General features: G+C 48.3%; 12 protein-coding genes. 7 read left to right on the top strand and 5 right to left on the bottom strand.

Translation table 11 applies throughout. The annotated features are described in order from the left end of the window. Positions 1-36: 36 nt before the first annotated feature. Both arsB and arsC read left to right on the top strand, forming a co-directional pair. Positions 37-1326, top strand: coding sequence for an arsenite efflux transporter membrane subunit ArsB (gene arsB, locus JY391_RS12605; protein ID WP_130979137.1), 1290 nt, complete (start codon positions 37-39; stop codon positions 1324-1326). A 12-nt stretch (positions 1327-1338) separates the two neighbouring features. After that, entirely contained in the window at positions 1339-1764 is a 426-nt protein-coding gene (gene arsC, locus JY391_RS12600; RefSeq protein ID WP_130979140.1) for a glutaredoxin-dependent arsenate reductase, read from the top strand. 332 nt (positions 1765-2096) lie between these two features. On the opposite strand, the gene nhaA is transcribed toward arsC, so the two are convergent. Continuing rightward, entirely contained in the window at positions 2097-3278 is a 1182-nt protein-coding gene (nhaA, locus tag JY391_RS12595) for a Na+/H+ antiporter NhaA (RefSeq protein WP_130979142.1), read from the bottom strand. A 687-nt stretch (positions 3279-3965) separates the two neighbouring features. On the opposite strand from nhaA, the gene mrdB reads away from it, so the two are divergent. After that, positions 3966-5078, top strand: coding sequence for a peptidoglycan glycosyltransferase MrdB (mrdB, locus tag JY391_RS12590; protein WP_130979144.1), 1113 nt, complete (start codon positions 3966-3968; stop codon positions 5076-5078). A 73-nt stretch (positions 5079-5151) separates the two neighbouring features. On the opposite strand, the gene crcB is transcribed toward mrdB, so the two are convergent. Next, positions 5152-5532, bottom strand: coding sequence for a fluoride efflux transporter CrcB (gene crcB / locus JY391_RS12585; protein WP_130979146.1), 381 nt, complete (start codon positions 5530-5532; stop codon positions 5152-5154). Positions 5533-6089: 557 nt separating this feature from the next. Here crcB and JY391_RS12580 point away from each other — a divergent pair. The 4 genes from JY391_RS12580 (at position 6090) to umuC (ending at position 10310) form a co-directional block, all read left to right on the top strand. Further along, on the top strand, positions 6090-7568 hold the full coding sequence (locus JY391_RS12580) for a SulP family inorganic anion transporter (RefSeq protein ID WP_211934405.1): 1479 nt from the start codon (positions 6090-6092) through the stop codon (positions 7566-7568). A gap of 17 nt (positions 7569-7585) precedes the next feature. Further along, a complete protein-coding gene (locus JY391_RS12575; protein ID WP_130979159.1) occupies positions 7586-8413 on the top strand; it encodes a universal stress protein in 828 nt (275 codons plus the stop codon). A 212-nt stretch (positions 8414-8625) separates the two neighbouring features. Then, positions 8626-9045 (top strand): translesion error-prone DNA polymerase V autoproteolytic subunit, encoded by a 420-nt coding sequence (gene umuD / locus JY391_RS12570; protein WP_130979150.1) that lies wholly within the window; start codon positions 8626-8628, stop codon positions 9043-9045. A gap of 2 nt (positions 9046-9047) precedes the next feature. Further along, on the top strand, positions 9048-10310 hold the full coding sequence (gene umuC, locus JY391_RS12565; RefSeq protein WP_130979161.1) for a translesion error-prone DNA polymerase V subunit UmuC: 1263 nt from the start codon (positions 9048-9050) through the stop codon (positions 10308-10310). Between the two features lie 15 nt (positions 10311-10325). Here the strand turns inward: umuC and JY391_RS12560 are convergent, their stop codons facing one another. From JY391_RS12560 to JY391_RS12550, 3 genes are read right to left on the bottom strand one after another with little or no spacing between them, the layout of a single operon-like run. Further along, positions 10326-10772: a hypothetical protein gene (locus tag JY391_RS12560; RefSeq protein WP_130979152.1), complete on the bottom strand. Its 447-nt coding sequence runs from the start codon at positions 10770-10772 to the stop codon at positions 10326-10328. A gap of 19 nt (positions 10773-10791) precedes the next feature. Beyond that, the gene (locus tag JY391_RS12555; protein WP_130979154.1) at positions 10792-13725 is read right to left on the bottom strand and encodes a site-specific integrase; all 2934 of its coding nucleotides are present in this window, start codon (positions 13723-13725) and stop codon (positions 10792-10794) included. Beyond that, positions 13722-14912: a tyrosine-type recombinase/integrase gene (locus JY391_RS12550; RefSeq protein WP_229264047.1), complete on the bottom strand. Its 1191-nt coding sequence runs from the start codon at positions 14910-14912 to the stop codon at positions 13722-13724. The genes JY391_RS12555 and JY391_RS12550 overlap by 4 nt, the downstream gene beginning before the upstream one ends. Positions 14913-15039 lie beyond the last annotated feature (127 nt).

Below are 15039 nucleotides of genomic sequence, written 5' to 3'. Positions count from 1 at the left end.
AACACATTCTTTTAATCATATATAATGGAGTCGGAAATGTTACTGGCAGGGAGTATATTTTTGCTGACACTGATCCTGGTTATCTGGCAACCCGGGGGACTCAGTATTGGCTGGAGCGCAAGCATTGGTGCTGCGCTGGCCTTGGTATTTGGTGTTATCCATATGGGTGATATTCCGGTGGTCTGGAATATAGTCTGGAACGCAACCGCGACCTTTATCGCGGTAATTATCATCAGTCTACTGCTCGATGAGTCGGGTTTTTTCGAATGGGCTGCGCTGCATGTCTCCCGTTGGGGCAACGGACGTGGTCGTCTGTTGTTTACCTGGATTGTCCTGTTGGGTGCAGCTGTAGCGGCACTGTTTGCTAACGATGGTGCTGCGCTTATCCTGACCCCCATCGTCATCGCCATGTTGCTCGCGCTGGGGTTCAGCAAACAGACAACGCTGGCCTTTGTCATGGCCGCCGGGTTTATTGCCGATACCGCCAGCCTGCCGCTTATCGTGTCGAACCTGGTGAACATCGTCTCTGCTGACTTCTTCCAGCTTGGCTTTACGGAATACGCATCCGTCATGCTTCCCGTTGATATTGCTGCCATCGCCGCCACTCTGGGTATGCTGCATCTGTTTTTCCGCCGGGATATTCCTGCGACCTACAACGTCACTCTACTGAAAGCACCTGCCAGTGCGATTAAAGATCCCGCAACTTTCAAAGCCGGTTGGGTTGTTCTGGTTCTGTTGCTTGCCGGGTTCTTTGTGCTTGAGCCTATGGGGATCCCCGTCAGCGCTATTGCAGCCGTCGGCGCTGCAGTGCTGTTCGCCGTTGCGAAAAAGGGTCATGCCATTAATACCGGAAAAGTGCTGCGCGGTGCGCCGTGGCAGATCGTTGTGTTCTCACTGGGTATGTACCTGGTGGTCTACGGTCTGCGCAATGCTGGCTTAACGGAGTACCTTTCCGGGGTTCTGAATGTGCTGGCGGATAAGGGACTGCTGGCGGCAACGTTTGGCACGGGTTTCCTGACTGCATTCCTGTCATCAGTCATGAACAATATGCCAACCGTTCTTGTTGGAGCACTGTCGATTGACGGAAGCATGGCGTCCGGCGTCATCAAGGAAGCGATGATTTACGCCAACGTGATTGGCTGCGATTTAGGCCCCAAAATCACGCCAATAGGCAGTCTGGCGACCCTGTTGTGGCTGCACGTCCTGTCGCAAAAAAATATGACCATCAGCTGGGGGTATTACTTCCGCACGGGTATCATCATGACCCTGCCTGTGCTGTTTGTCACTCTGGCCGCGCTGGCGCTGCGGCTCTCTGTCACTTTGTAATGAGATACTGATATGAGCAACATAACCATCTATCACAACCCGGCCTGTGGCACGTCACGTAATACGCTGGAAATGATCCGCAACAGTGGCAATGAGCCCAGCATTATTTATTACCTTGAAACGCCCCCGGCTCACGATGAACTGGTTAAACTTATTGCAGATATGGGGATCACAGTCCGTGGTCTGTTGCGTAAAAATGTGGAGCCTTACGAGCAATTAGGACTTTCAGAAGAGACATTCAGCGATGAGCAACTGATTGGTTTTATGCTCGAACACCCCATTTTAATTAACCGTCCCATCGTCGTGACTCCTCTTGGAACCCGCCTGTGCAGACCTTCCGAAGTCGTACTGGATATACTGCCGGAGCCTCAGCAAGGAGCATTCACGAAAGAGGATGGTGAAAAGGTCACTGACGAAACGGGGAGGCGGGTTAAGTAATCTATTCACTTCATATTAGCGGGCACCTGTTTACTTGATGCAGGCGTCCGCTCTTCGCTCAAAGCAGACCTTGCAGTTTTTCACACCCATCCGCTTAGTGCCATAAGCGGACAAAAACTCGAGCATTACGAATCAGGAAAAGAATGGATTGGTTTTCCCCGCCATTAGTAGCCCAAGGCCTTAACAATGAAAGACAACACAAATAGCAATCTGCCGCAGGATCCGAGAGTCTTAACCACCGCCAGAAATTATTACAGTTGCAAGTAGTGATGAACAACCGGAATGATGACATTTGAACGACACAGACCCTGTGTCGTTCAAACGCCTGAAAGCTACCTTGATGTAGGGGAGCTGCTGAAACGCAGAATTAACATACCTGTAATCACGGCCAGAAGAGATCCCGCCAGAACGCCTACTTTCACCTCGTCGATCAGCAACTCATTCCCGGCGAAAGCAAGATTTCCGATAAACAGGCTCATCGTAAAGCCAATCCCGCAAAGCACGGATACGCCATATACCTGTATCCAGTTACTGTTTTCAGGTCGGGAGGCGATGCCAAGTTTAACAGCAAGCAGGGACAGACCAAAAACCCCCACCTGTTTACCAAGAAAGAGCCCCATAGCAACGCCAACCGGGACGGAGGAAAGCAGGTCATCCATTGTCATTCCCGAAAGCGCGACGCCCGCATTAGCGAATCCAAACAAAGGAAGGATCAGGAAGGTGACCCAGGGATTGATAATGTGTTCAAGTCTGTCGAGTGGCACTCTGCCATCTCTGTCATTTGTTCTTAACGGAATACTAAAAGCCAGCAGAATGCCTGCGATGGTAGCATGCACGCCGGACTGTAACATGAAGAACCAGAGTAATGCCCCTGCCAGAATGTAGGGAAGTAACCGGGTTACGCCGGTGCGATTGAGTAGAATCAGAAGCGCAACCATAACCGCGGCAGCACCCAACATTACCAGTGAGATGTCGCTGGTGTAGAAGAGGGCAATAATGGTCACTGCGCCCATATCATCAAGAATCGCCAGTGCAGACAAAAATATTTTCAGGGATGGGGGGACACGACTTCCCAGAAGCGCTAACACGCCAAGAGCAAATGCAATGTCGGTTGCAGCAGGTATTGCCCAGCCAGCAAGCGTATCGGGATGAGCGCGGTTAAGTCCGACATAAATCAGGGCGGGAACGACCATTCCCCCTATTGCCGCAAAACCCGGCAGCGCACGCTGACTCCAGGTTGACAGCTGCCCGATCAGTAATTCCCGTTTGATTTCCAGACCGACCATCATAAAAAAGGCCGCCATCAGTGCGTCATTTATCCAGTGCTCTACTGACAACCCAACGGCTTTGGTATCCAGTAAAGTCTCGTACCCTGCACGCAATGGAGAATTGGCTACTATGATGGCCGCGAGAGAGGCAAGGATCAGCACGACCCCCCCCGCTATGGGCGAACTAAAGAAATCTGAAACAGGCTTAATGACCCTACCGGTCCTTCCTGAAGGATGCTTCGACATTCATACCTCCCAAAGATATGTAAAAAAGTATTGAAACCAGTTAAACCATTGCAGCCTGGCAAAAAAGGAGGTGACAGGCTGCAATGGTTTCATTTCATACAAATTAATCTTATATATTAGGGAGTTAGTAACACATAAGACCGCTTTATATTTTATCACGAAATCATCCTGTCTCTCATCCGCACAGGTAAAGAACCGTAAAGAGCGCTCTTCGTTGTGTTTTCTTAACAGAACAAGGACTAACAGGCAGCTGTTGAGGTTACGTTTATGTTTTTCGTGGGATGTTGAAGGATTAATTTCATACGACTGATTAATTAAAGCCGCTAACGATTAATGTTGCAGCCTCACTGAGGGCTGAGACAGGTATCTCCTGTTTGCCCTCTATGAGTGGATCAAAGTTTAACCTTCCCGATACTCAGGATACTTCGCCATGAACCCTGTAAAATCCACCACTCAGTTACCCCTTTCCCAGAAGGTGCTTTTTAGAAGAAGAGCCATGACTGCTTTTCTGTCAGTTCTGGTTATGACCGGGTTACTGCTCACTGTTTTGTGCCGCCTGATTCTTCAGTTTTCTGCACTCTAATTTACAGTTTGCAGCAATCCCACCAGAGTGGCCTCATTACGTTTTGTATTTTATAGTCCGGCCCCTTACACATCAGCCGGACATTTTATTTTCAGGTAATCACTATGACCTCTGATACTCCGCGTAAATCGCTGTGGGACAAACTACATATTGACCCGGTATTTATGCTCCTTATCCTTGCCCTGCTTTGCTACAGCGAAATGGTCATCTGGAGCGCCAGTGGCCAGAATGAAGGAATGATGATCCGTAAGTCAGGACAGATAATTGCGGGTCTTTTCGTTCTTATCGTTATGGCAAGGATTCCACCCAGGCTATATGAGAACTGGGCACCTGCCCTCTATACGATCTGCATTTTGTTGCTGATAGCAGTAGATGCTTTTGGCGCGATATCTAAAGGAGCGCAACGCTGGCTGGACCTGGGTTTTGTCAGGTTTCAGCCTTCAGAAATAGCCAAGATAGCAGTACCACTAATGGTTGCCCGCTTCATCAACCGGGATACCAGCCCGCCAGGCATGAAAAACACAGTGCTGGCCTTACTATTGATACTATTTCCGACTCTACTGATAGCCATTCAACCTGATATGGGAACATCTATACTGGTCGCGTTGTCAGGCCTGTTCGTTCTCTTTCTGGCAGGACTAAACTGGAAGTTGATTGCAGGGGCGTTTGCGGCACTCGGAGCGTTTCTGCCAGTGTTATGGTATTTCCTCATGCACGATTACCAGCGGAGAAGAGTATTAATGCTTCTTGATCCAGAATCCGACCCGCTGGGCGCGGGGTACCACATAATCCAGTCCAAGATAGCGATAGGTTCAGGTGGACTTCACGGAAAGGGGTGGCTGCATGGAACCCAGTCCCAACTCGACTTTCTTCCGGAAAGGCATACAGATTTTATTTTCGCTGTGCTGGCGGAGGAACTGGGGATGATGGGAGTGTTGATACTGGTTGCGCTGTATCTGGCACTGATTATACGTGGATTATGGATAGCCTCTCAGGCACAAACAGTTTTTGGCCGCGTTATGGCCGGTAGTGCAATGTTAATACTGTTCGTCTATGTATTTGTGAATATCGGTATGGTCAGCGGTATCCTGCCCGTCGTAGGTGTTCCCCTGCCGCTGGTAAGCTACGGTGGGTCTGCGCTTATTGTTCTGATGGCCAGTTTTGGTATCGTTATGGCCGTTCACACGAACCGTAAGATGCTCTCTAAAAACGTGTGAGCTCGGGCGAATGAGCCGCACAATTGTGCGGCATTTTCAATGGAACGCATTCCGTTCTACCGAAATATAATTATTACCCTGCAATTGTGACGAGATAAAAGCCTGCAGCAGTCATCATAACTGCGCCTGTTACATGAATAAGCATGGATGCAAACGCCCAGAAATAGTTACCTGACTGAAGTAATGTAAACACTTCCGCTGAAAAAGTCGAAAATGTGGTCATTCCTCCGCAAAGTCCGGTGGTGATAAGCAGTTTCCATACGGGGTCGATATGTGGATGGCGTAAAAACCAGGCCATCGCAGCTCCGATAATAAAGCCGCCAGTGAGATTGACGATAAGGGTACCAGGCGGAAGGTTTGGGAAAAGAGTATTTAGTCGCACGGCCAGAAGCCAGCGAATCACGCATCCAACAGCCCCTCCAACGATGACCGCCAACAGGGATTTAAAGAACATGAGTTCCTCATGTGTTAACAGGAAAAGGATGCTCACAGTATATAGGGAGCGCGAACGGATTTCAGATCTACCTGTGGCACGCGCAGGCTTCCATTTGTTTGTTACAGTTCCATCTCCCAGAGTAGATAATGGGTATCTTTCACCTGACAAGGTCCGCTTTTCGCTCACAGCGGAACTTCAGCCCTGTTAGATTGACCGCTCAGTGCCAGAAGCGGACATTATCAAAAGTACAATTAATCAAGAAATGGCTTATGGCCCTTACAGAAGTTGTTCCAGGTTTGACCCTGTCTGTGGTTAGTTTATAGTATTGTCGGCTTTGGATTGAGTTCAGGCCCTATGTTTCTCAGTTGTCCCTGGCAACTGACAGGCAATACCCACCTGCTATGGAGAATCTGATAACCGTTATGCGTATTACGCCACCCTGAGTTTTTCCTTCCTCCGTCGTACTGAGCGAGCCTCAGCACGCACTCATTAACATCCCGTCTGCGGGTGTGCTTTATCGTACGTAAAATTGTTGCCCTCCTGGGCTGACTGTACCTAAAAACTGAGAAATTACTATGTTGCTGTCCTCGACGCGTAAGGACTGGCTGGGTAACGTCCGTGGTGACGTTCTGGCCGGTGTTGTTGTCGCGCTCGCACTCATTCCAGAAGCGATCGCCTTTTCCATTATTGCCGGTGTCGATCCCCAGGTGGGTCTCTACTCGGCGTTCTGTATTCCTCTCGTTATGGCCTTCTTTGGCGGGCGTCCGGCGATGATTTCTTCATCTACCGGTGCAATGGCGCTACTGATGGTGACGCTGGTGAAAGATCATGGCTTACAGTATTTACTGGCAGCTTCCATACTGACCGGTATATTCCAGCTGATAGCCGGTTACCTGAAGCTCGGTGGATTGATGCGCTTTGTTTCACGCTCAGTGGTCACGGGATTTGTTAATGCACTGGCAATACTGATTTTTATGGCCCAGTTACCTGAGCTGACCAACGTTACATGGCATGTTTATGCCATGACTGCGGCAGGGCTGGGAATCATCTATCTCTTCCCCTATATCAACAAAACCATTCCTTCACCGCTTGTGTGCATCGTGGTGCTGACCGTCATAGCCATGTGGCTGCATCTGGATGTGCGAACCGTCGGCGATATGGGGAAACTCCCCGACAGCCTGCCGGTCTTTCTGGTTCCTGACGTGCCTTTAAATCTCCATACGCTGCTCATCATACTGCCTTATTCTGCTGGGCTTGCGGTGGTTGGCCTGCTTGAGTCGATGATGACCGCCACGATTGTGGATGACATGACCGACACGCCAAGCGACAAAAACCGGGAGTGTAAAGCGCAGGGTATCGCGAATATTTGCACATCCTTTATCGGAGGAATGGCAGGCTGCGCGATGATTGGGCAATCCGTTATCAACGTAAAATCCGGTGGTCGTGGACGGCTTTCAACCCTCACAGCTGGCGTGGTGCTGCTTTGCCTGATTGTGTTCCTGCGCGACTGGGTATCACAAATCCCGATGGCGGCGCTAGTCGCAGTGATGATTATGGTTTCCATCGGGACATTCTCCTGGCGCTCCATTACAAACCTGCGTACACACCCCCTTTCAACCAGCGTGGTTATGCTTGCCACCGTCGCAGTTGTGGTGGCAACACATAATCTGGCCTTCGGCGTGCTGACCGGTGTACTAATTGCTTCGCTCAACTTTGCTACGAAAGTATCCCGTTTCATGCGTGTAACCTCAGTTCCGGAAGGGACGAGTCGAACTTATACCGTCACCGGCCAGGTATTCTTTGCATCAGCAGATCGCTTTACCAGCCACTTTGATTTCCGTGAGGCGATTGAGAATGTGACGATAGATGTTTCACACGCCCATTTCTGGGACATCACTTCGGTGAGTGCCTTGGACAAGGTGGTTATTAAGTTCCGCAGAGAGGGAGCTGAGGTTGAGATACGCGGGATGAATGATGCCACCCGTACCATTGTTGACCGGTTTGGTGTGCATGATAAACCCGAAGAAGTTGATAAATTAATGGGAGGTCATTAATGTCCGAAAGTCATGAAATGAACAACACCGTTGTTGCCTGTGTGGATGGCTCGTCATCAACAAAGGCAGTCTGCGAATATGCGGCCTGGGCTGCCTCCGCGCTGAAGATATCGGTGGCCCTGCTTCATGTCCTGGAAAAAAGTGACCAGCCTTTGGTTTCGGACCTGACAGGAACCATTGGCTTAGACAGTCGGGAGCATTTTACAGATGAGCTGGTTCGCCTTGAGGGTGAACGTAACCGATTATTGATGACGCAGGGTAAAGCCATCCTGAAAAACTGTGCTGAACTGCTGACAAAGGCGGGATTACCGGCACCACAGCAATTACAAAAACATGGCACGCTGGACGGGATTTTGGCTGAACTGGGGGATACGCGTCTTATGGTGCTGGGGCGCCGGGGGGCATCCAATCCGGTCGGGAGCCATATTGAGAATGTTATTCGTCTGCAAAAAAATCCTGTGTTAATTGTACCCGAAACCTTCTCGGTTCCTTCACGTGTTATGTTCGCCTATGACGGAAGTGAAGCGAGTCTGGAAAATTTGCGTCGACTTTCTGTAAGTCCGTTATTTTTGAACCTGGCCTGCCACCTGGTGATGGTGAATGGAAAATCAGAATTGCTTGAGGCAGCTCACTCTTTGTTGCAAAGAGCTGGCATAACCAGTCAGGCAAGTCTGCTTAAAGCCGACACCGTGACTCAGGCACTGTGCCGCTATGCCGAGGAAAACGAAATTGATCTTATGGTCATGGGGGCATATGGGCATTCACGACTACGCAGGTTCTTTATCGGCAGCAACACAACAGAGATGTTGTCTGATAGCAACCAGCCTCTGCTGATGCTCAGATAAAAACAGGCGGGCCCTGATTTCAGGGTCCGCTTCTCGCTCTCAGCGGACCAAAAAACTTGTAGTGGATTTCTACAATCTCACCTTACGACTCATACGGTAAATCTAAATTACTCCCAACTTCAAACGGTTCCAGAAAACTGCTAGAAGAAGGTTGAACGTGCTAAAACCTCAGTGATACTGTATATAAACACAGTCAAATTGAGTCTCTCATTATGAAGATTTTTTATCCCTTTGAGATTGCCCCCTCTATCCCTCTTCCTCTCTTTACGGAACGGGTACCTTGTGGCTTTCCCAGCCCCGCGCAAGACTATGTTGAAGATAGGCTGAATCTCAATACGCTTTTGATAGCCCATCCTAGCGCCACGTATTTTATTAAAGTAAGCGGCGACTCCATGACAGGGGCTGGAATTGGGGATGGTGACCTTCTGGTAATTGACCGTTCTCTGTCTGCAAGCCATGGCGATATTGTGATTGCTGCTGTCGCCGGCGAGTTTACTGTCAAGGAGCTACGAACTCATCCGGTCTTACAACTAGTACCGCACAATAGCAATTACTCACCCATTACGTTTCATCATCCAGAAGATCTGGAAATATTTGGCGTAGTGACATTTTCAGTGAAGTCACATCAATGACGATGTTTGCTCTGGCCGACGTCAACAGCTTTTATACGTCCTGTGAAACAGTGTTCCGCCCGGATTTAAAGGGAAAACCCGTGGTGGTGGTCTCTAACAACGACGGCTGCGTAATTTCGCGTTCAGCAGAGGCAAAAGCGCTCGGCATCACGATGGGAGAACCATTTTTTAAATTGAAAAATAAGACATTCCCCTCTGCAGTGCACATATTCAGCTCAAACTATGCCCTTTATGCCGACCTCAGTGCACGGGTTATGCAGACGCTGACGGAGATGTCGCCATCCATCGAGATCTATTCAATCGATGAAGCCTTTATCGACTTATCGGGCGTAGCCAACTGCATGTCGCTGACAGATTTTGGCAAAACCGTGCGAAACCAGGTGTTTAAAAATACCGGGCTCACGATCGGGGTCGGCGCTTCGCAAACCAAAACGTTAGCAAAATTAGCAAATTACGCAGCAAAAAGATGGCCTGGAACGGGAGGTGTGGTTGATTTATCCGACATATCACGTCAGCGCAAGCTGTTAGAGCGCGTACCTGTAGAGGAGGTATGGGGGGTAGGAAGGCACATAAGTAAAAAACTGAACGCTATGGGGATCAGTACAGCGCTGGACTTAGCCAATAGCTCACCGTGGGTAATCAAAAAGCATTTCAACGTTGTTCTGGAAAGAACGTTGCGTGAACTGCGTGGTGAACCGTGTCTGGAGCTTGAGGAATTCCCGCCAAATAAGCAACAGATTATGTGCAGCCGCTCTTTTGGGTATCGTATTACCGAGTATGCCGATATGCGTCAGGCTGTCTGCACCTATGCAGAGCGCGCTGCAGCAAAATTACGTAGTGAACATCAGTTTTGTGCTTTTGTTAGCGTTTTTCTACGCACCAGCCCGCACGCAGATAATGAAGTTTACTATGGAAATCAATCGTCGGTGAAATTACTGGCACCTTCTGATGATACGCGTGACATCATTCGTGCCGCGATAGAATCACTGGATCGAATATGGGTCGAAGGTTACCGTTACATGAAAGCGGGTGTCATGCTGGCTGACTTTTTTAGTCGCGGCACAGCACAGCTTAATTTGTTTGACAATTTCGCCCCGAAAGCTAATAGCGCGGCACTCATGACGGTAATCGACGGCATTAACGCGTCAGGGAATGGGAAGGTCTGGTTTGCGGGTCAGGGCATCCAGAAGCCCTGGGCAATGAAACGTGAGATGCTGTCACCGGCTTACACTACGCGCTATTCAGATCTGCCTGTCGCTAAATGAAAATGAATACTGGCCTTACAGGTGCGGTAGCTGTAGTGACAGTATTTTCTCTCGCAGGGTGATATTCTGTATTTCACAGTTTTCAAGCTCACGTTCAAGCAAAATAACCTTCGCAATCAGGGCTGTTTTGCTCTTACTCGCAAGAAGATAAGCTCTCCGTAATTCTGACGCTGTTGGATCATTAAGTTCAGTGTCCGAAATGGTACGTTTTTTCTGGCTACTGCCGCTCAGTGTTGCATGTTTTTTGTACATCGCATGGCATTGCCTGTTCCGCAAGATGGTTGAAGCAGATACGCCTTTTCCCGTAGGATCTACGCTTTTTGAAGCCAGAACAACTGTCGTCAGGCTGATTCTTAGCCCCCCTGACAGGAGCACATCAATCGCACGTTTAACCAATGACGCACTGTTTTCAACGCGATTGCGTTGCCAGGCATGAATACCGCTCATATTTTTATTTGTCATACCGCCAACCTTTTGTGCGTCAGGATGAGGACTGCAGGTTACGCCTGATGGTATCGACCTGCTCAATCAAATCCATTTCTTCCAGCATGTCGTCACAGCTGCCAATAATTTCGTGAGCTTTTCTCTTTTCCGCCGGCAGATTCTGTTGCCCGGCCAGCTCAGCCATCTTTACCCAGGCATCTCTGTAAACAAGGACGTCATCGCGTCTGGCGGGATCGGGGGCATTCCCTGCACAGCCAATACAGGCAAACTTGGCCGGGCACGCATTCGCAATCGTACAACATCCTCCCGTAACAGGGATCAGTGCTCCAACCTTACCGACAGCCTCTGTCAGTTGCTGAGCAATATCGCCTTTCGTGCGGATATGTTGCCTGGAAAAGTCATGTCGCTGAGTGAAAATTTGCTGCTGCAGTTCGACCAACTGAGAGGGTGTATGCCTGGCATAATATTCTGTAACGTTGACATCTTTTTGCTTCATCAACAAAGCCAGTACGTCCAGTGGCGTATTCAGTGTACGCATCTCTGTTGCAAAGCTATGTCTGAGCAGATGGCTAGTGACTTTTATAGATTGTCCGGTGGGCGTTTTCAAGGAAAGCCCATGGAGCATAACGGAAAGTGCGCCGTTAATGTCTTTCTGTGTAAAATGTCTTTCATCGTTTTGCCAGAGGTAACTCGCGGGTTTTAATTTTGGTCCCAGGCATGCTGCTGCTTTAATAACGGGAAAAGTCTGCGCTCTGCTTCTTTGGTAACCCCACCATTCATAAAGACTTTCCATACACTTATTATCAATATAAAAAGGCTCCTCTTTTAATCTCCCTTTGGGAACCGCGTTAAATAAAATGCACTCTTTATTTTCTGCCAGATTTATCCGATAAAGATGCTCTGGGACTAACCTTATCTGCAAAAACTCATGTGCTCTGGCCCCGGTTTTTGACATAATTTGAACAACAGAATGCGCCAACAGAGCATCGACCATCAAAATTTCAACAGGAATAAATATCAGCCCTAACTCTTTACTCAACAGGTATTGCCACCGGCTGGCTGTATATCCGTAGGGAGTGGTGATGGGGCCCTGAAAAGACGTCTTTGAAACCCCGTATCGGTCAGTGATTTCAGCCGAAGGAGTGCCTGTGAGCGCGGCAAGCGTGATCAGTTCAGTGAACCACAGCCCTTCAACGGGCTGGTGATGTTTATCGTAGCTTCCCTCATAAGTAGTGAATTTTACATCCGAGTCGTGAATAGTATGATGCGGATTAGCATCACGATATCGATATGTTCTGGCTTCAGCGACATGCTCATGTGCCTGCCTCAATAGCTTTGCGTCCCAGACTTTAAACCTGTGCGTATATGCCTGTTCGCCTCTGTTTTCCATGACAACAGATTCTGTATACTCAAAAAGCAGCGGCGTCTTTTTCTCCGACTTTTCAAATATCTTAAACGCCTTTTGTATCTCCTGATGTAGCCTGTTGATCTGCAACTTCCTTCTTTCCACAAAATCGCGAAGAAAATAAAACTTCTGGTGCAGGACGGCTGTTTTAGACTTTCTTTTGTTTTTTTGTTCCTGTGAGACAGCTCTGTGCAGGGTGGATTTTTTCCAGAATAAATCGTCGGACACGCGCGGCAGTGCAAAGGGGGCAAACTTTTCTCGCTGGTCTGTGTTAAGTTTGCTGAAATAATCGCTTTGCTTAACGAGTAACCGAAAATACGTCTGAATTATTCTAGCCCTCTGTCCTATATTGTCTTCCGGGATAAGGTCACCTTGATGATACGCCTCAAAAAAGGTATCACAGTCAAACTGGCCTATGTCATCCAGGCCAGTTGCGTTAAGAAACCGGGGCATGTAATAAAAAAAAGTAATGTCATTTCTTCTGTTACTGTAACAGGTCGCCATGATAAAAAATGCCGTGTTTCTCAGACCCGGTTGCTTAATCTCGTAAATCATACGTATCTGTGCATTGGTCATTGGTTTACCTGTTGCAGGCGAGTCCAGAAACGTCAGCGGTATTGTCTGAAGAACCGGGTCGAGTGTGGCGATGAGCTCATCCAGAGAGATTGTCTTCCAGGCATCTTTTTTCACCAATTTGGTATCAGTGCACTTTTCCCATTGATCTACCACTCTTTTAACTAGCCTGTGGTCAAGGCAGACTATGGTGGTTATTTCTGAATATGTCACTTCACGGTTATTCCGGCTTAAGTAATCAATGGCAAGAACCACTTTTTTCTCGCCAATTTCTTTTGATCTTGCTGTATTTTGCAGTGAGTACTTGAAGGTCGTTACCGTTCTGTTCCATTCAAAGTAGGCTAAATCATCAGAAACATCTTCGTCAAGGAGAAGATCAGCCAGTTCGCTAACGTAACAGCGTCCATACCTAGAAATGATATGCAAATCTATGCCGAATTGTTCTGATATTTCTGAGGTTTTAAAGGGCTCGGCCTGCATTTTATAAAAGTCATATAATTTGTAAATAACCTTTTTACGCTCATCCTGAGACAGGAATGGAATTGAGCTCGAGAATGCAGAGAATTCGGTAATGGGCTCCTTGGTCTTAATTCTTTCAACAATGTTGAAAATATCTTTATCTTCTGCGCAACACTGCTTTTTTATTTTTAACATATACTCTTTATTGTTATTTCTGAGTCCGTCCTCAATACAATAAATAATGTACCGGTATTTAATCTCCAGTGCATAGCTACTGCTTCGGATGAAAAAATCAAATGTCAGGTATTTCTGCTCCCATCCAAGAAACGACTGATCGCTCATCGGCATAGTACCAAGCAGCTGAGCCATAACATTATCAATGTAAGGCATCAACGCTCTTTTCAGTGCAGGCCGCCCGGTACGGGAGCCCGGTAAATCTTCAATCCTGAACCAGTTTCCCCGTTCTTCACGCTGGGTAAGTTCAGAAAATAATGTATGGCTGCGTCGTGCAGCAGGTTGAGTATCAACGCTCATAGTTTACCCTCCAGCATTTCTTTCAGCATCAGCGAGCCCAGACTTTCCTTGTCATCGGGCACATCACAAGCAGCCTGAGCCTCCAACTGCTTGTCTTCGATGTACGTGTGTATTGCACTTGCCAGCAAAGGCAAATCATGACGCTGTCGGGCTTGATCATAAGCTGGCAACATATCGGATCTCCATCCCATTAATACCTGCAGGGCGCTGCGTTTCTGCAGAAGATCAGCCTCTGAAACGGCGCTATGGTGGATCTCGTTCAGTGCCATCGTGACAAACCAGTGTCGAACCTGGTGGGTGCGTATCTTAAGTCCGGCAGCGGCCAGTACAGGCGTCCATCGGTAACGTCTAAAGTTGTCCGCTGTCATTGGATGACCTCTTTTTGTACAGAAAAGCGGAAGCTGGTGAACATTTTCGGGAGGTAAAGCGGTGCGCCCGTTGAGATATGGCAGCAGTTCAGGCCTGTCATTTCTGATATAGCGCAGCAGCACCTTCAGCGTTTTATCCGTGATGATGATATTCTTGACCCGCTTCCCACGACTGCCTTTACTCAGCGACATGAACATGTTGCGAAAACCGCTGACCTTCCAGTCATGCATGGTCAGCGCGCAGGCCTCGTGTATTCTGCAGCCCGTATCGAAAAGTATTCTCACGAACGCTATATCCTGTAGCTTCCAGCCACACTGTTCGCCTGAGGCCAGCACATGCTCCATGAGTTCCGGATCGTCCAGATACTCCGGGATCCATTGATTATCTTTAATTCTGTAATACGAAGAGCTCAGTCTGAGAGGACGCCAATGGTCAATGCCACTGTCTGATGGCATCGGCGGTCTCTGGTGTATTCTCACAAAGTCATCAAGATGCTGTAGCCGGATTTCGGCAATCATATTTTTGGCTTGGGGTAAATCAAGAGGGTGAAGATGGGAATACAGCTGCATCGAGATGAGCAACTGATAAAAAGATCGCAGCGCAGCTAACAGATGATTAATCCGGTGGGCTTTTCCCCAAGTAACCTGTACCTTGCGAATATCTTCTCCTGACAAATCGCGTGCGAAAAATAAAGTACAGTGCAGTTGGGTTGTCAGGAAATGTTCGAGCACAGCACGGACCTGACTACTGTTGCCCAGCAAATCCCAATGCTGGCGTTTCACTGTTTCATCCTGTCCAGCCCAGGAAAAAAAAGCCATAAGATGCCTGAGATAAGCCTTAACTGTGGCTGGTGAATGGTACCTTTCGGCTCTGCACGCATAAACCGTCAACGTTAAATGTGGCAACCCCTGAGAATCTGTTACATGAAAGAGAAAATCACCTCTA

This window comes from Citrobacter sedlakii, from assembly GCF_018128425.1.
In the GTDB taxonomy this organism is placed as follows: Bacteria; Pseudomonadota; Gammaproteobacteria; order Enterobacterales; family Enterobacteriaceae; genus Citrobacter_A; species Citrobacter_A sedlakii.
Note: the sequence above shows the minus strand (reverse complement) of the source record. Positions and strands in the feature narration are given on the sequence as shown.

Coding starts and splice junctions, on each gene's coding strand:
- arsB (WP_130979137.1), top strand. CDS start 37: ATGTTACTGGCAGGGAGTATATTTTTGCTGACACTGATCCTGGTTATC.
- arsC (WP_130979140.1), top strand. CDS start 1,339: ATGAGCAACATAACCATCTATCACAACCCGGCCTGTGGCACGTCACGT.
- nhaA (WP_130979142.1), bottom strand. CDS start 3,278: ATGTCGAAGCATCCTTCAGGAAGGACCGGTAGGGTCATTAAGCCTGTT.
- mrdB (WP_130979144.1), top strand. CDS start 3,966: ATGACCTCTGATACTCCGCGTAAATCGCTGTGGGACAAACTACATATT.
- crcB (WP_130979146.1), bottom strand. CDS start 5,532: ATGTTCTTTAAATCCCTGTTGGCGGTCATCGTTGGAGGGGCTGTTGGA.
- JY391_RS12580 (WP_211934405.1), top strand. CDS start 6,090: ATGTTGCTGTCCTCGACGCGTAAGGACTGGCTGGGTAACGTCCGTGGT.
- JY391_RS12575 (WP_130979159.1), top strand. CDS start 7,586: ATGAACAACACCGTTGTTGCCTGTGTGGATGGCTCGTCATCAACAAAG.
- umuD (WP_130979150.1), top strand. CDS start 8,626: ATGAAGATTTTTTATCCCTTTGAGATTGCCCCCTCTATCCCTCTTCCT.
- umuC (WP_130979161.1), top strand. CDS start 9,048: ATGTTTGCTCTGGCCGACGTCAACAGCTTTTATACGTCCTGTGAAACA.
- JY391_RS12560 (WP_130979152.1), bottom strand. CDS start 10,772: ATGACAAATAAAAATATGAGCGGTATTCATGCCTGGCAACGCAATCGC.
- JY391_RS12555 (WP_130979154.1), bottom strand. CDS start 13,725: ATGAGCGTTGATACTCAACCTGCTGCACGACGCAGCCATACATTATTT.
- JY391_RS12550 (WP_229264047.1), bottom strand. CDS start 14,912: ATGGCTTTTTTTTCCTGGGCTGGACAGGATGAAACAGTGAAACGCCAG.